The following is a 17,702-nucleotide window of genomic DNA, read 5'->3' as shown; positions in this document are numbered from 1 at the left end:
TAATGAACATGGAAACTAAAGAAAAAAAATTCTCATCAAAAGATTTTCATCAAACTTATGCAAGACCAAGTTTTGTAATGCCTGAAAAATTAATTCATAGAAATGTTGAAAATGCGGGGGTACACGATCAATTTTCGACAGAAAGAAAACATCCCGTATTTTTTGTCGATCTGCCAAGTAAAAATGTAAGTATGACTATTGGAGGATTATTGCCTGGACAATTAACGAACCGACATAGACATACCTATGAAACATTGTTGTATGTAATTGAAGGTTCTGGATATACTGAAATCGAAGATCAAAAAGTAGAGTGGAAGGCTGGAGATGCGGTTTATATTCCGGCTTGGACATGGCACAGACATCAAAACTTAAGTAATACTGAAAATGCAAAATACATTGCGACTGAAAATGCACCGCAATTGCAAAATTTAGGAGTAGCACTTAGAGAAGAAGAGGGAAGAGATTTATAAAAAAGCGAAGAAATGAAAAACAACCAGTTTAAAGGTATTATTGCCTATCCAATTACGCCATTTGATGAAAATGAAAAAGTTGATATTAAGCTTTATAAGCAATTATTAGAGCGGTTGATTGTATCAGGATCTCACGCAGTTGCTCCGCTGGGAAGTACAGGAGTGATGCCTTATTTGAATGATGAAGAAAAAGAGGCTATTACTGAAGCAACTGTTGAACAGACAAAAGGGCGGGTTCCGATATTAGTAGGTGCTTCAAATTTAACAACTGAAAAAACTATTTACCATGCAAAAGCGGCAGAAAAGGCTGGAGCCGATGCTGTAATGATTATTCCTATGAGCTATTGGAAATTGAGCGATGACGAAATTGTGAAGCATTATGATACTGTCGCGAAGCAAATTTCTATTCCGATAATGGCTTACAATAATCCAGCTACAGCAGGAATTGATATGTCGCCTGCTTTATTGAAAAGACTTCTTGAAATTCCAAATGTTACAATGATTAAGGAAAGTACAGGCGATGTTCAAAGAATGCATTATTTGAAGAAAGAGTTAGGCGAAGATGTTGCTTTTTACAACGGATCAAATCCGCTGGCGCTTTCTGCATTCGCTGCAGGAGCAGCGGGTTGGTGTACAGCAGCTCCCAATTTAATTCCTGAATTGAATATTGCGTTATACAACGCAATTCAAAATAATGATTTAAAAGAAGCTCAAAAAGTATTTTACAAGCAGATCAATTTGTTGAAGTTTATTGTAGAAAAAGGACTTCCAAGAGCAATAAAATCTGGTTTAAATAGTATGGGAATTGATGGAGGAAAATTAAGAAAACCGTTATTGCCATTAACTGAAAAAGAAAGCAGCGAACTTAGTGCTATTTTAAAATTAGTTAATGATTCTAATTAGAAATAAGAATAGATTCTAAAAAAAACAGCCAAACTTGATTATCAGGTTTGGCTGTTTTTATGTGTAAAATTATAAACTTTTAAGCTTTTTCATGAAGATAGGAAACACTTCGTTTAATTCGTCAAACAAAGGATTTTTGCGATGCTTGATGTGTATTTCATTAAATAATTTTAAACCTACTGCAAACTGTGTTGCTTCATGCGGATTATCGAATATATTTTTATCTTTTATTTTTTCTATGATTCCAAAGATTTCATCGTGATTACTAAACTCCAGTCCAAGTTCTTTTGCAGGTTCTGTTTCACCATTTGCATATTGTTTTAGACTTAATGTCAAATGATATTTGTTTGATCTTTTTTCCATGATATTCTATTTCAATTTTATTTTAACCATTTATCTACGATGGTTTTAAACGTTTCTTTGTATTGTTCGCCTACTGTAATTTCAAATTTTCCAATAAAAAGTGAGTTTTTACTAATAGCGGTAATTTGATCCAGCGAAACAATAAATGAGCGGTGAACTCTCATAAATTTGGTTGAAGGCAGTTTTTCTTCGAGTGCTTTTAAGGATATAAGCGACAGCACTGTTTTTTGAGAATCATCGAGATGTACTTTTACATAATCTTTCAAACTTTCGATATATAAAATATGTTTTAAAGAAATTCTAACCCATTGATATTCTACTTTTAAGAAAATAAACTCATCATCGGCAGTAATAGACTGAAATTGGTTAGAATTATCTTCTGTTAATTGCAGTACTTTGTTTGCGGCGCGCAGAAACTCTTCATAACTAAAAGGTTTCAAGAGATAATCTACTGCATTTACTCTATAACCTTCTATCGCATAATGATTGTAAGCTGTTGTAAAAACAATTCTAGGAAGTGATCCCGGCTGATCTTGCAAAAGTCGGGCGAGTTCCATTCCAGTTAAATTTGGCATGTTTATATCCAAGAAAACAAGATCTGGCTGTTTGTCGCGAATCAAAGCCATAGCTTCGACTGCATTATCGCAACTGGCGCTCAATTGTAAAAAAGGCGTTTGCTCAATAAAAGTTTCCACGAGCTTTAATGCGAGTGGTTCATCGTCTACAGCTATACATTTTAATACCATCGTTAATCTAAAGTTAAGTGCAGTTTTACATTGTATTTACCATTTGGAGCAATACCGGCTTTTAAAGTATGCTTGTCAGGGTAAATTAAATGCAGTCTGCGTTTTGTATTTGTTAACCCAATACCGCCTTCATTTGTAGTTGAAGATTTTTCGAAATACGTATTTTCTACTTCAAATTCTAAAGTACTGTCCTTCTGCCTCAGCGAAATATGAATTTCACTTTTATCAGTAGCATGAACACCATGTTTAAAGGCATTTTCTACTAAAGGTAATAATAACATTGGAACTATTGGGTAATCGTGAATTTTTTGCGGTATATCAGTTGTAATAGTAAGTTTACTGTTAGCACGAAGTTTCATTAAAGCAATAAAATCCTTCATGAAGTCTGCTTCTTTCAGTAAAGTTGTCGTTTCTTCGGTACTGTAAAGTAAGTAACGCATCATTCGGCTTAGAGTATGCAGCGCATTTCTCGAATCTTCAATATCAGTGTAAGTAAGCGAATAAATACTATTAAGGGAATTAAAGAAAAAGTGCGGATTTATTTGAGCTTTAAGCATCGCCAGTTCAGCCATTGTTTTATCTTGTTCGAGCTTTTGCTTATGTTGAGCGGCTTTCTGCCAATGCTGCAGCATAGCCCAGCTAGTACTGATTCCTAAAACCAATAAAGTTAACATTAAAACATAATTGTCAAAATAAGGGCTTTTATACTTTTTTAGTCCTAAAACCAGGCGAATTTTGCTGTGAAGATCTGTTTGCGACGTATAAAAAAAGGCGATGATCTGCATGACAAAAACAATTAGTAAAGCCCACAGCAGAAATGGCGAAGTATTATCTTTTATTATGGTTCTTGGAACTATTATTCGGGCATTCGAATAGAAAACAATTATTAATAAAAACAGTACTATTATCTGCCAAATCCAAAAAACCGTTGGAAGCACTACATTCCAGGTTAAAGGGATGTAAAACAACATGATAAATCCCAATAATAACCAGCTCAAAATATGCAGTCCAGTAAATAAATAAGGTCTAAAAATGTTTGAAGCCATTATACGTTTTCTTTTTTTATGACAATATTACATTTTATTTAAATAAGATATAAAAGCAATCGCTAAAAAGAGATTTAGAGACTTTATAAACCTTATTAGAACCGATGAGTTTAGAAATTAAACAGTTGTTTAATTTTTAGAAAATTTCATCGTGTGTCAGCTCATCTCTATCGATTGTCTTTTGCTTTTCGTCTATTTCCTATTTTTCGCGTATTCTATTTTAGTTCTTTTGCTTACTAATAAATAGATAATTACACATTTTAACAATGAATAAGCAATCGTTTTTAAGCATTTTCGCAGCATCAATTATTATCGCATCTTGTGGTAATAAAAATGATAAATCGGCTCAAGCCGGAGGCGCGCCACAAGTTAAAGAGTATAAAACGCTGACATTACAGCCAGAATCAGCTACGCTAAACAGCGATTATCCTGCCAGTATTCAAGGACAGCAGAATATTGATATCCGACCAAGAGTTGAAGGTTATATTGACAAGATTTTTGTAGATGAAGGTGCAGTAGTAAAAGCAGGCCAGCCATTGTTTAAAATTAGTGCGCCAGAATACGAGCAGCAAGTTAGAACTGCTGCGGCAAGCATTAAAAGTGCACAAGCAGATGTAAGCAGCGCAAAACTTGCAGTTAACAAAGTAAAACCATTAGTAGAAAAAGGTATTATAAGCAAATATGACTTAGAGTCAGCTCAATATACTTACGAATCAGCATTAGCAGCTTTAGCACAGGCAAATGCAGCTTTAGTAAATGCCAAAATCAATTTAGGATATACAACAGTAACAAGTCCAGTAGACGGTGTTGTAGGTTCAATCCCATTCCGTTTAGGAAGTTTAGTAAGTTCTAATACTGCTGAAGCTTTAACAACAGTTTCGAGCATAGGAAATGTGTACGCTTATTTTGCTATGAATGAAAAAGCGCTTTTAAACTTCACTAAAGATAATACCGGAATGTCGTTAAGTCAGAAAATTAAAAGTCTGCCAGATGTTTCTTTATTGCTTTCAGATGGTTCAGCTTACGATCAAAAAGGAAAAATAGAGACTGTAAACGGGTTGATTAATACTGAAACAGGAACTGTAAATATTAGAGCTCGTTTTTCAAATCCAAAAGGAATTATTAGAAGCGGAAGCAGCACAACAATTAGAATTCCGAGTGAAGTAAAAGATGCTATGATTATTCCTCAGAGCGCAACTTTTGAACTTCAGGATAAAATTTTTGCAGTAGTTGTAGGTAAAGATGGCAAAACTAAAAATGCCAATATTACGATTCTTGAAAATACAGCCAAAAACTATTACGTAGTAACAAGCGGTTTGAAAGCAGGAGATGAAATTGTATTAGAAGGAGTAGCTTCTTTAAAAGAGGGAAGTGAGATTAAAGCTAATAATCAAAAATCAGAAATGATTTATGCTGACTTAAAACAATAAAGATGTTTAAAAAATTTATACAAAGACCCGTACTCTCGACGGTAATATCTGTTATTATTGTCATTTTAGGTGTTTTAGGCCTAATAGAGTTACCTATTTCTCAATATCCGGATATTGCGCCTCCTACTGTAAACGTAGCAGCAAGTTATACTGGAGCCAATGCCGACGTAGTACTTAAAAGTATTGTAATTCCGCTTGAAGAGCAGATTAATGGTGTAGAGAACATGACTTACATGACTTCTACAGCAACAAATGATGGAAACGCTTCGATTAAAATTTTCTTTAAAGTTGGTACAGATCCTGATTTAGCGGCGGTAAACGTTCAAAATAGAGTTTCAAGAGCAACAAGTTTATTACCAGTTGAGGTAACTCAGGCAGGGGTTACAGTAACCAAAAGTCAGAGTAGTAACTTATTGATATTCTCTTTATACAGTGATGATAAAGCTTATGATCAAACGTTTCTTCAAAATTATGCTAAGATCAATCTTGTACCTCAGATTCAGCGTGTAGTTGGAGTAGGAGATGTAACCGTTTTTGGTGCAAAAGATTACTCTATGCGAATTTGGCTGAAACCAGATGTAATGCAGCAATATAAATTGATTCCGAGTGATATTTCGGCTGCTTTGGCAGAACAAAATATTGAAGCGGCGCCAGGTAAATTTGGTGAAAACGGAAATCAAGCATTTCAATATGTAATTAAATACAAAGGACGTTTAACCAGCGCTAAAGAGTTTGAGGATATTGTTATTAAATCGGTTGGGAACGGACAAATGCTCCGACTTAAAGATGTGGCTAAAGTAGAGCTAGGATCTTTAAGTTATGCTCAAACCATTAAAACAAACGGTGTAGAATCGGCAGCAATGGCGATCAGCCAGACTCCTGGATCGAATGCACGTGATGTAATTATTAATTCTAAAAAATTAATTGAAGAAGCGGCGAAGACTTTTCCAAAAGGAATGAAGTATACCATTATGGTCGACGTCAACGAAAATTTGGATGCCTCTATTGAGAAAGTAATTCATACTTTGATCGAAGCTTTTATATTAGTTTTCATCGTAGTATTTATCTTCCTTCAAGATTTTAGATCTACTTTGATTCCAGCAATTGCAGTTCCGGTTGCAATTGTAGGAACGTTTTTCTTCCTGAATTTATTCGGATTCACGATCAACTTGTTGACGCTTTTTGCTATGGTTCTTGCCATTGGTATTGTCGTCGATGATGCAATTGTGGTCGTCGAGGCGGTGCACGCCAAATTAGATCACGGTTATAAATCGGCAAAAAAAGCAACAATTCATGCTATGGACGAAATTTCGGGAGCGATTATTTCGATTACATTAGTAATGGCGGCGGTATTTATTCCGGTAACTTTTATTACAGGATCAACAGGAGTTTTCTATAAGCAGTTTGGTATTACACTGGCTGTTGCGATTATTCTTTCGGCAGTAAATGCCTTGACGCTGAGCCCGGCTTTATGTGCGCTTTTACTTAAACCGCATGCAGATGACCATAAACATAAAAGCTATTTACAGCGTTTTTATACTTCATTTAACGTTGCATTTGATAATGTAACCAAAAGATATAAACGTTCAGTAAGTTTCCTTTCTGTAAAAAAATGGATTGTATTAGCCTCAATTTTGATTTCAGGTTTGGCATTATTTTACATGATGAAAACCACGCCATCTGCTTTCGTTCCTTCGGAAGATCAGGGAACTGTTTTTGCTAATATCAGCTTGCCGCCATCATCTTCTATGGAACGTTCTGATGTAATTGCGAAACAAGTAGACAGTATTGCTAAGACGATTCCGGGAGTTAAAAACACACTTCGTATTGTGGGACAGAACTTTACTGCTGGAGCGGGAAGTGCGTATAGTATGGTTATTGTAAAACTGGTACCGTGGGGCGATCGTGATTTAAGTGTTGATGATGTTATTGGGCAGCTTTTTGCTAAAACAAGAGGAATACGTGAAGCAAATATATTCTTTATTTCGCCTCCTACTATTCAAGGTTTTGGACAAAGCGGCGGATTCGAATTTCAGCTTCAAGATAAAGGCGGACATACAACTGCTGAGTTCTTTAAAGTAAATACTGAGTTTTTAGAAAAGTTATCTAAACGTCCAGAAATACAATACGCGACAACACCTTTTAATCCTGGTTTCCCGCAATATATGATGGATATTAATTTGGCAAAAGCCAAAGATGCAGGAGTTTCGATAAATACAATTTTATCAACCATGCAGGGGTATTATGGTGGATTGTATGCGTCGAATTTCAATAAGTTCGGAAAGCAATATCGTGTGATGATTCAGGCTTCACCAGAGTTTAGAACTAATACAGAAGGATTAAATAAAATCTTTATTCGTAACAGCGCTGGAAACATGGCTCCAATTACAGAGTTTGTAAAAATGACCAGAGTTTTTGGACCAGAATCGATTTCAAGATTTAACCTTTTCTCTTCTATTTCGATTACAGGAGCTCCAAATCCAGGATTTAGTTCTGGAGATGCGATCAAAGCGATTCAAGAAGTTGCAGCAGAAAATCTGCCGGCAGGTTACGGATACGAATTTTCAGGGTTAACGCGTGAGGAGTTAGCATCAGGAAGTGAAACGATTTTCATCTTTATTTTGTGTTTAGTATTTGTTTACTTCTTATTAAGTGCGCAGTATGAAAGTTATATTTTGCCGTTTGCGGTATTATTCTCCATTCCGTTTGGATTAGCGGGAGCGTATTTGTTCTCGATTGTGTTCAAGCTAAACAGTAATATTTACCTGCAGATTTCCTTAATCATGCTTATCGGACTTCTTGCGAAGAATGGTATTTTGATCGTCGAATTTGCCCTTGATAGAAGACGTAAAGGTCTGCCAATCGTACAAGCTGCAATTGAAGGAGCCGTAGCACGTTTACGACCAATTTTAATGACTTCGTTTGCCTTTATTTTAGGACTTGTTCCTTTAATGTTTGCTACTGGAGCAGGAGCTGTAGGAAATAGATCGATTGGAACAGGAGCTGTTGGAGGTATGTTAATTGGAACCATTTTGGGAGTATTTGTAATTCCGGTTCTGTTTATCATTTTCCAAACCTTACAAGAAAGAGTAAGCGGTCCTGCAAAAGACGGTTATGATGATGAAGACGATGATGAGGAAATTCAGTTACTAGAAGCTCACAAAGAGTAAAATTTAATTAAAACAGAGATGACTAATAGTTCAAATAAATATATTCTGATGGTAATCACAGCCGCACTTTTAAGTGCGTGCTCGATTACCAAAAAGTACGAACGTCCAACAACGCTCTCAACAGATAAACTGTATCGTGATCAGGCTTCTGCCGATTCTACTACAATTGCCGATATGCCTTGGCAGAGTGTTTTTAAAGATGAAAAATTAAATGCGTTAATTCAAAAAGGATTAGACCAAAATCTTAACTTGAAAAATGCAATTGAAAATATTGTGCAGTCGAGAGCAGCTTTACGTCAAAGTAAATTAGCGTATTATCCAACGTTAAATGTAGATGCAAACATTACGCGAAACAAACAATCGCAAGCGGGACTTAATTTTCCTCCGGGAATTAATATCAATACATTAACTACAACCCATAAACTAGGTTTAAGTTCTTCTTGGGAAATTGATGTTTGGGGAAAACTAAGCAGTTCAAAAAGGGCAGCTTTAGCTTCTTATCTTGCTACAGATGCTGCAAAGCAAGCAATTCAGACACAATTGATTTCAGACATTGCAAATAATTATTTCTTGTTGTTAGCTTACGACAAACAATTGGCAATTACAGAAGCTACATTGGCAAGTCGAATCAAAAATGTTGAAACGATTAAAGAATTAAAAGAAGGAGCTATTGTAACTGGTGCAGCTGTAGTACAAAGTGAAGCCAATCAGCATGCTGCTGAGGTATTGATTCCAGATTTAAAACAAAGCATTCGCGAAACCGAGAATGCAATAAATATTTTGTTAGGGCAGGCGCCTGGAGCAATTGAAAGAGGAGTATTAGGTACGCAGATTATTCCTGAGAATATTGCTGTAGGCATACCTTCACAACTATTGCATAATCGCCCAGATGTTCGTCAGGCGGAATTTAATTTCAGAGTTGCTTTTGAATCGACGAATTTGGCTAAAACTTATTTTTATCCAAGTTTGACACTTACAGCCAGCAGCGGATTTTCGAATTTAGAATTGAAAGATTTCTTTAGTAATTCTATTTTCTACTCGATTATTGGCGGTTTAACGCAGCCAATTTTTAATCAAGGGCTTAATAAAATGAGATTAACAAATGCGCAGTCACAACAATTACAAGCTTACAATAATTTTCAACAAAGTCTTTTAAATGCCGGACAAGAAGTTTCAAATGCTTTGTATGCTTATGAAATGGCAGTAGAAAAAGAAGATTCAAGAGAAAAACAAATTGAAGCATTAGAAAAAGCAGTCGATTTTACGCAACAGCTTTTAGAATACAGCTCGGCAACAAATTATACAGATGTATTAACTTCAGAACAAAACCTTTTAGCGGCGCAATTGAGCGGTGTAAATGATAACCTGCAAAAACTGCAAGCGGTTGTTAATTTGTACAGATCTCTTGGCGGAGGCTGGAGATAGAAGTAAAAGCAATAAAAATACCACAATGATCATGTTTCTTCGATGATCGCCTATTAATTAAATTTAAACATGACGAAAAACGCCTCAATTAATTGAGGCGTTTTTTATTAAATCTAAAATTTAAAATTATTTATTGTTTTAAAGCTTTCACTTTATGACCATACAAACCAAACGATAAAATAATCACAAAACACAAAAGCGGAATAATATATCCTGATTGAATGTCATCGTGTTTCATATCGATTAAAGTTCCCATTGCATAAGGAAGAATAGCACCGCCCACAATCGACATTACAAGCCATGAAGAGCCAGTTTCTGTATTTGATTTCAAACCAACCAATCCTAATGAGAAAATAGTCGGGAACATAATTGACATAAAAAAACCGATACCGCCTAAAGCGTAGATAACTACGATTCCAGTTCCGTAAATGGCTAACAAACAAAGTACAATACTGGCAGCACAATAAATAGAAAGTAAAACATAATCCTTTACAAACTTTAAGAAGAAAGTTCCAATAAAACGTCCTGCCATAAACAAGAAGCCATAAATACCAAGATAATATCCTGCTGTTTTTTCATCTAAACCTGCGCCTTGCTGTGCTATTCTAATAAAGAAACTCGTAATACAAACTTGTGCACCAACATAAAAGAACTGCGCTGCAACAGCCCAGCTTAAATGTCTAAATTTTAAAACAGAGAAAAATCCCGGTTTAATTTCGGCTTCAGTATGCTGAGGTTTCATCGATGGCAAATGCATGAAATAGAATATAATCGCCACCAAAACCAATACACTTCCTAAAATAATATAAGGCATTTTTACTGCAGCAGCTTCACCTAATAAATAAGATGCTTTTTCTGCTTCGGGCATAGCAGCCATTTGTTCAGGTGTGTGATTTGTACCAGAAAGGATAAATAATGAACCTACAATTGGAGCAATCATAGCCGCTAAACCGTTGAATGAAGCTGCTAAATTCAATCTTTTAGAAGATGATTCAGCAGGCCCTAAAATTGCCGCATAAGGATTGGCGCTTGTCTCTAAAATTGTTAATCCGCAGCCAATTACAAATAGTGCGAATAAAAACAATTCATAAGTTCTCGTATTTGCTGCAGGCACAAACAAAAATGCTCCGGCAGCGAAAACCAATAATCCAGTGATAATACTGTTTTTATAACCAAATCGTTTAATGAGCATTCCCGCTGGAATCGCCATTATAAAATAAGCGAAAAATACCGAAGTATCAATCAATGTCGATTGACGGTTGTTTAATTCACACGCTTTTTTTAAATGCGGAATTAAAATAGAATCCAGATTATGTGCCATTCCCCAAAGGAAAAATAAGCTGGTAATTAAAATAAATGGCAAAAGGTATTTTGTTCCCTTTCCGCCTTCTGACGCTACTTCGTGTATGTCGCCAGTTTGGTTTGTTACTTGCATTAGTTAGTTTTTTTTAGTTTTTTAGTTGCTAAGATTTTAAGACGCTAAGGTTCTAAGGTTTTTCTTTGTCACGAAGGCTCTAAAACGCAAAATTTTAAATCTTAGAACCTTAGTACCTTAGAACCTTTTCTTCACAAGAAGAAGGTGATCACATACCAAAACCACTTCACCTCTTTGGTTAATGATTTCAACATGTTCTGTTACAGTTCCCATTTCGGGATTTTTGGCTTCGCCTTTTTCAGAAATGGTAATTTCAGAATGGATCGTGTCACCAATATGAACTGGTTTTACAAAACGCATTTTGTCATATCCTCTAGAAAAAGCTTCAGGATTTATTTCTGAAGCAGTTAGTCCGATACCAATGGCAAAAACCATAGTTCCATGCGCAATACGTTGTCCGAATGGCTGTGTTTTGCACCATTCAGCATCCATGTGATGAGGGAAAAAATCTCCCGTATGTCCGGCATGAACTACAAAATCAGTTTCTGTAATGGTTCTGCCTAAAGTTACTCGCTTATCATCAAGTAAGTAATCCTCGAAAAAAGTTGATTTGAAATACATAAATATTTAGTCGTAAAGTTGTAAAGTCTAAAGTTGTAAAGTCTAAAGTTGTAAAGTCTAAAGTTGTAAAGTCTAAAGTTGTAAAGTCAAAAGTTTGAAAGTCAAAAGTTTGAAAGTCAAAAGTTTGAAAGTCAAAAGTTTGAAAGTCAAAAATTTGAAAGTCAAAAGTTTGAAAGTCAAAAGTTTGAAAGTCATAAAGTGTTATAAAGCCAAGTCTTTAAGACTTTCGACTTTTGACTTTAAGACTTAAATTAAAATTCCTCCGTTTGTGTTGCTGACGTAGCAGGCTTCAACAACTTTCATGGTATCTAAAACGTCTTGAACACTTGCTAGTAATTTTGAGTCTGAGCCTTCTTTAAAGCGCATTAAATTTGACATCGTTCCAATGAAAGCTTCTGGAAACCATGAGCCTTCAAGATCAACTTTTTTCCATTCATATTTGCCTTCTTCATTTTCAATTGCATATTCAAAAATGTCTGGAAGCCCGTCTGGATAATTCATCAGTAAACCCATTTTGGCTTTGATTGCGCCTTTTGTTCCTTCCCATTTAATGTAACTTTCTTCATGATTTGGACCAAAATGATGATCGTGATTTGTGTTGATAACAACGTGTTTATCTTCTCCATAGTCCAGAATAATAGTAGAACGGCATGATGATAATTTTTTAAGCGGATGTTTGGCTGTTTTCGCCATTACACTTTTCGGGTTTCCGAGAAAAGATCTAATACAATCAATGTAATGCACACTGTGAAAAAGAATTTCCAATCTTGGATGTTCTTTGATTAACGGAAACAATTCCCAAGGTGTATTTACCGTAACCTTAAATTCAAAATCGTATAAATCGCCAATCAATCCTTCATTAATTAAATATCTTGCAGCACTTACAAATGGTGAAAAACGAAGCTGAAAATTGATTGCAGCAACAAGATTTTTTCTCTCACATACTTCGACAATCTCTCTGGCTTGATCCAAATCATTTCCCATTGGTTTCTGAATCAAAACCGCTGCTCCATCTGGCAATTGTTCTAATATTTCAATATATTGATCAGGTAGAACCGTAATATCGTAAACCGCATTTGATGGTGCATTTTTAACCGCATCGGCAACATTTTCAAAAACATGCTGAATCTCAAATTCTTTCGCTAAATCGTGTGCTTTTGCAATTGTTCTGTTCGTAATGCCAAAAACCGTAAAACCAGCCATTTTGTATGCAGGTAAATGCGCGTCTTTCACAATTCCGCTGGCTCCGATAATTATAATCGGCTGTTTGGTCTCGGGCAGTAAAGGTTTATAGGGAATATTCATTTTGTTAATTTTTCAATATTATGCTGTGTTATTTCTAAAAGTATTTTTGACGGAATTTCTGTTTCAATCGCTTTTAAAACCATCTGATCTATAAATTCAGTCACTTTAGGCCAGATTGGAGTTTGCGGTAAAGTCAAAGCATTTTCATGCAGCATTTCCAGTTTATGATAATACGGAATCGCTTTATTGATTTCGGCATCATTCCAAGTCGATTTTCGGCATCCTATTCCACCTTCAGAAGTCAATAGTTTATCGTTTTCAGCCGTTGTTGCGAATCGTAAAAAATCGTAAGCCAATTGCTGATTTTTACTTCCTGTGCCAATTGTGTAGAGCCAATACACATTTAACGAAGCTGTTTTGCAGTCTGCATTAAAAGGTAATTCTGTAATATCTACTTTGCCTTTTACTTTCGATTCATCGATAACTTCACACATTGAGGCAAAACCAAACCAATTTATAGCCATTGCAGCTTGTCCTTCGGCGAAAGCCATTCCTGCTTCAACAGAACCAAAGTTTTTAGATCCCGGATGAACAGCATCCGCATTACTTACTATAGTTCTATAATAATCTAAAGTTTCAACAGCTTGATTATGATTGATGTTAATTTGATTGTTATTGTCCAGAAGTGAGCCGCCGCGTGTCCATAACTGTAAACAGAAATCGAAAACCATATTATGACCGTCGGGATAATTGGCAAAAACACAGCCATATAAATTGTTTTCTGGACGGTTAAAAAATGTTGCGATTTGGGTGAATTGCTCCCAAGTTTTAGGAGGGAACAATTCGTAACCAAATTGTTTCTTGAAGTTTTCTTTTTCTGTTGGATTTTCAAATAGATCCTTTCTAAAAATCAAGCACTCTGGACCATCATGAAACGGAAGACCAAACGTTCCGTTTTTAATTTGTTGTAAATGTAATAAAGATTTATGCCAGCCGTCAGGATAATTCTGCGGAGGATTTTGAGAAATAAAAGAGGTTAAATCTAGAACCGCTTTTTCATTTGCAGCATCAAAAATCCAATCCGTATTTAGGTGTGCAATATCCCATTTACCCTTTTTTAAACCTTTTTTTGTGATGGTTTTTTCATAAAGATCGTGAAGTTCCATTGGAACCATTTCAACGTCAATCTGAATATTGTTTTTCAAACAAAAAGCATCCCACAGCTTTTGCAGCGTGCTTTCAAAAGGAGAAAATTTTCTAACAGCGATTCTAAATTTTACCATATTTTATGCTATAAACTCTTTTATAATTCGCTCATTATCCTGTCCTAATTTTGGAGAACCTTTAGTTGATGTAAAATATTCACCATCAATTTTTATAGGACATCTTGTAGTTTTATACGAATAGCCGTCAAGCATTTCAACTTGCTGTGTAAACTCTAAAACTTTAAAACCATCTTCTTTGAAAAGCTGTTCATAGTTTAAAACACCTGCGCACCAAATGTCAGCCGGTTCTAAAATATCCAGCCAAAATTGCGTTTCCTGTGTCAATAGGTGAGAGGCTAAAATATTTTTGATTTCGTCTCTAAGCGTAAACTTATTCTCTGGGAATTGCAACAATTCATCACATTTCAGCAATGAAGCCAAAACTGGAATTGATCCCATTGCCAAAGCCAGATAGCCGTTTTTGGTTTCGTAAATTCCGTATGGCGCGCCTAGATAAGCATGAGCATTATTAGTTTTAGTTCGAACTGGCAATTCGCCGCCATCATTAAAGAAAGTTGTAATAGTCTCAAACTGAAAATCAAAAGCAGATTCCAGCATACTTATTTGAACAGTTCCACCTATATTTTGTGTTGCTTTTTTATATAAAGATGCTAAAATTCCCTGTGCTAAATGTGCACCGGCGAGCATGTCAACAATTGACAATCCCATTGGTACAGGGCCATCTTCCTGATTACCGCTCAGCCAAGTTAAAGCCGTTAAAGATTGCAATAATAAATCCTGTCCCGGTAAATCTTTAAGTTCAGGATGATTTCCAAAACCCGAAATCGAAGCATAGACCACAGTTGGATTTATTGCTTTTACATCGTCATAACTTAAACCTATGCGTTCCATTACGCCCGGTCTGAAATTATGCATGACAACATCGGCTTTGGCTAATAATTTTTTTAATTTTTGAAGTTCCTCAGGTTGTTTAAAATCAATGGCAAACGATTCTTTATTTCTGTTTATGGTGTGAAAAACAGACGATTCACCGTTCATAATTAAGTCAGAAGTATATAAGGTTCGGCAAATATCGCCAGTTCCTGGTTTTTCAATTTTTATAACGCGTGCGCCCAAATCTGCCAAGCGAAGACTTGCTGACGGACCTGAAAGAAACTGACTAAAATCTACTATTAAATAATCTTCTAATGGCTTCATTTTTTTGTTTAACCGTTTTATTGTTTATTCGTTTAATCGTTGTATTTGTTTAACCGTTAATTCGTCGTTTTGTTTTATACGATTAAACAAATCAACGATTCAACAGTTTACCGAATAAACTCTTTGTGTATTACTGCATTATCTTCGCCCACTTTAGGAGCTGCTTTTGTACTGCCTAAAATTTCGCCGTCAAGCTGAATCGGACTTCGGGTTGTTACCAAAGTTTCGCCCTCTGAATTTTTTACGGTTTGTTTTAATTGTAAATCCTTCACAAAAGACTGTTGGTCTAAAGTTTCATAATCGAGAACTTTTCCCGCCCAAATTCCTTGTTTTTGAAGTAATTCTAACCAATAATCTGCTTTTTGTTCGGCTAATCTATCGGTTAAAAGGATTCTGATTTCGTCTCTTTTTTCAAACCAAAGATGTTTGTCAGCATATTGATTTAAATCGACTCCAATCGTGTTTCCTATGAAAAGTAAATCGCCCATTGCCAGCGAAATATAATCGTCTTGTGTTTTATAAACTCCGTAAGGTGCACTCAAAAAAGCATGTGCACTTCCTTTAATATCGCCTCGTTCCGGTTGTTGTCCGCCATCGTTTAAGAAAGAAGTAAGCGCTTCAAACTGAACATCTAGAATAGATTCCAGCAAACTCACTTCAACTAAAACACCTTTTCCTGTTTTGGCTCTTTTTAATAATGCAGCTAAAATTCCTTGTACAAAATGATTCCCGCACATTAAATCCGCCACAGCCAGACCAAACGGAACCGGCCCTTGACTTTTACGTCCGCTCAACCAGCTCAATCCCGAAAGCGATTGCAAAAGCAAATCTTGTCCCGGTTTTTTTGCCCAAGGTCCATTATCTCCGTAACCTGTTATAGTTCCGTAAATAATCTTCGGATTAATGGTAAGCGTTGTATTATAGTCCAGTCCGATTTTTTCCATTACGCCTGGTCTGAAATTATGCGTCATAATATCAGCCTTTTGGATTAGTTTTTTAATTAAAACCAAATCATCGGGATTTTTTAAATCGGCCGCAAAAGATTCTTTATTTCTGTTAATCGTGTGAAACAAAAGGCTGCTGTCATCAACAAAAAGATCTTTGATGCTTAATTGCCTGCAAGCTTCGCCTTTTACGGGACGTTCAATTTTAATAACTCTCGCACCTAAATCGGCTAATTTTAATCCAGCAGAAGGACCCGCCAAAAACTGGCAGAACTCTAAAACAATTAATCCTTCTAATGGTTTCATGAGTTTTGCAATTTTAAAGATTTAGCATAAAGCAGATCCAATTCTGATAAAACAAGTTCTTCGTTACCACCGTACAATAAATAATCACGAACTACATCGCCGGCATGATCCTGAAAATACATATGTCCGGAGTATCTTGGCCTTAAAAATGCTCTTTCTAAAGCAGGCAGCGTATTTTTGAAATAATTATTTGTGATCGAATTGATTCTGTCGTTTTTCCATGCTTGTAAATGTCCTGGCTGACCGCCATTATCTGCAAAAATATTCTGCTGAACATGCGATGATCCTGTAAATTCCGCATAACGAATCGCTTCGGGAATATGCTTGCTGAAAGAAGAAACGGCTAATCCTGTTCCGCCCAAAGAACTTATCATTGGTGCATTATTCAGCTTTACTAAATCATAAAAATGAAGCAGATTCTTGCTGTATCCTGCTCTAGAATAGTTTGAATATCCATATGCAAATGGGCAATAAGCAATTTCATCTGAATTAACCATCGCTTCGTAAACTTGAATTGGATTTCGATTAAAGTTTGCAGGATCAATTAATTGTGCCAATTCTCGAAACAACTGTAAAGCTATTTTTCCTGTTTGTGCAGAAATAACTTTATCTTCAGATTGAAAAGGAGCTTCGCCTAAACTACAGCAGAACATATAAAAGCTCATTAAAACATCAACTGGAATTCCAGCAAATGCAACCAAACCTTTTTTGGCTAAAGCCAATAAATCGTCATATGTTTGAGGGACTTCAAGTCCTGCTTTTTCTAAAATATCTAAACGTGCTGCAGCTACTGGAGTAGCAGCATCAATTGGCAAAGCCCATAATTTATTACTGAAAACATAACTTCCGTATGATTTTCCAACGGTATTTATTTCTTGGTCTTTTATATAATCAGAAGATAAATAATCAGAAAGAGGGAGTATAGCATTAGTATGCGCTCCAAAACCTGTCCACGGATGATCGATTACAAGTAAGTCAAATCTTTTTGCAAGATCTTCAATTGAAGCATCTGCAAATTCTTGTAAACTTCTTTTCTCCCAAGTAATTTCGATTTCAGGATTTAACTCGGTAAAGCGCTGTGCCGTTGCAACCATAGGCAATAAACCTCTTGTATGATTCCACGTAATGCCTTTTAATACTGCCATTTTTGATTGAATTATGTGTATGGAAAATAATAAATGTAAAAAATACAATTACAAAATTAGAAATAAGATTGAGATAGGCAAGAAATTGTA

15 protein-coding genes are annotated in these 17,702 nt (G+C 35.7%); 5 read left to right on the top strand and 10 right to left on the bottom strand.

Translation table 11 applies throughout. The features are described from left to right. Nucleotides 1–8: 8 nt before the first annotated feature. Both BOW57_RS07220 and BOW57_RS07215 read left to right on the top strand, forming a co-directional pair. Nucleotides 9–470: a cupin domain-containing protein gene (locus BOW57_RS07220; protein WP_089054718.1), complete on the top strand. Its 462-nt coding sequence runs from the start codon at nt 9–11 to the stop codon at nt 468–470. 12 nt (nt 471–482) lie between these two features. Then, nucleotides 483–1,373 carry a dihydrodipicolinate synthase family protein gene (locus BOW57_RS07215; protein ID WP_129053566.1) on the top strand — a complete coding sequence of 297 codons (891 nt, stop codon included), beginning with the start codon at nt 483–485 and terminating at the stop codon, nt 1,371–1,373. Nucleotides 1,374–1,442: 69 nt separating this feature from the next. On the opposite strand, the gene BOW57_RS07210 is transcribed toward BOW57_RS07215, so the two are convergent. Genes BOW57_RS07210 through BOW57_RS07200 form a run of 3 tightly spaced genes read right to left on the bottom strand, consistent with a single transcriptional unit; the run spans nt 1,443 to nt 3,528 of the window. Further along, nucleotides 1,443–1,736 (bottom strand): DUF3861 family protein, encoded by a 294-nt coding sequence (locus BOW57_RS07210; RefSeq protein WP_089054716.1) that lies wholly within the window; start codon nt 1,734–1,736, stop codon nt 1,443–1,445. A gap of 17 nt (nt 1,737–1,753) precedes the next feature. Then, on the bottom strand, nt 1,754–2,482 hold the full coding sequence (locus tag BOW57_RS07205; protein ID WP_089054715.1) for a LytTR family DNA-binding domain-containing protein: 729 nt from the start codon (nt 2,480–2,482) through the stop codon (nt 1,754–1,756). Nucleotides 2,483–2,484: 2 nt separating this feature from the next. Next, entirely contained in the window at nt 2,485–3,528 is a 1,044-nt protein-coding gene (locus BOW57_RS07200) for a sensor histidine kinase (protein WP_129053565.1), read from the bottom strand. A 266-nt stretch (nt 3,529–3,794) separates the two neighbouring features. Between BOW57_RS07200 and BOW57_RS07195 the strand changes: the two genes are divergently transcribed. From BOW57_RS07195 to BOW57_RS07185, 3 genes are read left to right on the top strand one after another with little or no spacing between them, the layout of a single operon-like run. Next, the gene (locus tag BOW57_RS07195) at nt 3,795–4,958 is read left to right on the top strand and encodes an efflux RND transporter periplasmic adaptor subunit (RefSeq protein WP_089054713.1); all 1,164 of its coding nucleotides are present in this window, start codon (nt 3,795–3,797) and stop codon (nt 4,956–4,958) included. A gap of 2 nt (nt 4,959–4,960) precedes the next feature. Beyond that, on the top strand, nt 4,961–8,128 hold the full coding sequence (locus tag BOW57_RS07190) for an efflux RND transporter permease subunit (RefSeq protein ID WP_129053564.1): 3,168 nt from the start codon (nt 4,961–4,963) through the stop codon (nt 8,126–8,128). Nucleotides 8,129–8,146: 18 nt separating this feature from the next. Next, nucleotides 8,147–9,553, top strand: a complete 1,407-nt coding sequence (locus BOW57_RS07185) for an efflux transporter outer membrane subunit (protein WP_129053563.1) — start codon at nt 8,147–8,149, stop codon at nt 9,551–9,553. 130 nt (nt 9,554–9,683) lie between these two features. On the opposite strand, the gene fucP is transcribed toward BOW57_RS07185, so the two are convergent. From fucP to BOW57_RS07150, 7 genes are all read right to left on the bottom strand, one after another. Continuing rightward, nucleotides 9,684–10,988 carry an L-fucose:H+ symporter permease gene (fucP, locus tag BOW57_RS07180; protein WP_089054710.1) on the bottom strand — a complete coding sequence of 435 codons (1,305 nt, stop codon included), beginning with the start codon at nt 10,986–10,988 and terminating at the stop codon, nt 9,684–9,686. Between the two features lie 117 nt (nt 10,989–11,105). Continuing rightward, nucleotides 11,106–11,549 carry a MaoC/PaaZ C-terminal domain-containing protein gene (locus tag BOW57_RS07175; RefSeq protein WP_129053562.1) on the bottom strand — a complete coding sequence of 148 codons (444 nt, stop codon included), beginning with the start codon at nt 11,547–11,549 and terminating at the stop codon, nt 11,106–11,108. A gap of 246 nt (nt 11,550–11,795) precedes the next feature. Continuing rightward, a complete protein-coding gene (locus tag BOW57_RS07170) occupies nt 11,796–12,854 on the bottom strand; it encodes a Gfo/Idh/MocA family protein (protein ID WP_129053561.1) in 1,059 nt (352 codons plus the stop codon). Then, nucleotides 12,851–14,077, bottom strand: coding sequence for an extracellular solute-binding protein (locus tag BOW57_RS07165; RefSeq protein WP_129053560.1), 1,227 nt, complete (start codon nt 14,075–14,077; stop codon nt 12,851–12,853). The genes BOW57_RS07170 and BOW57_RS07165 overlap by 4 nt, the downstream gene beginning before the upstream one ends. A 3-nt stretch (nt 14,078–14,080) precedes the next feature. Beyond that, nucleotides 14,081–15,217: a CaiB/BaiF CoA-transferase family protein gene (locus BOW57_RS07160; RefSeq protein WP_129053559.1), complete on the bottom strand. Its 1,137-nt coding sequence runs from the start codon at nt 15,215–15,217 to the stop codon at nt 14,081–14,083. Nucleotides 15,218–15,324: 107 nt separating this feature from the next. Next, nucleotides 15,325–16,467, bottom strand: a complete 1,143-nt coding sequence (locus tag BOW57_RS07155) for a CaiB/BaiF CoA-transferase family protein (RefSeq protein ID WP_129053558.1) — start codon at nt 16,465–16,467, stop codon at nt 15,325–15,327. Continuing rightward, nucleotides 16,464–17,612, bottom strand: coding sequence for an ABC transporter substrate-binding protein (locus BOW57_RS07150; RefSeq protein ID WP_129053557.1), 1,149 nt, complete (start codon nt 17,610–17,612; stop codon nt 16,464–16,466). Before BOW57_RS07150 ends, BOW57_RS07155 begins: the two co-directional genes overlap by 4 nt. Nucleotides 17,613–17,702 lie beyond the last annotated feature (90 nt).

The organism is Flavobacterium sp. YO64 (assembly GCF_004119505.1).
Taxonomy (GTDB): Bacteria; Bacteroidota; Bacteroidia; order Flavobacteriales; family Flavobacteriaceae; genus Flavobacterium; species Flavobacterium oncorhynchi.
This window is presented reverse-complemented; position numbering and strand designations above follow the sequence as displayed.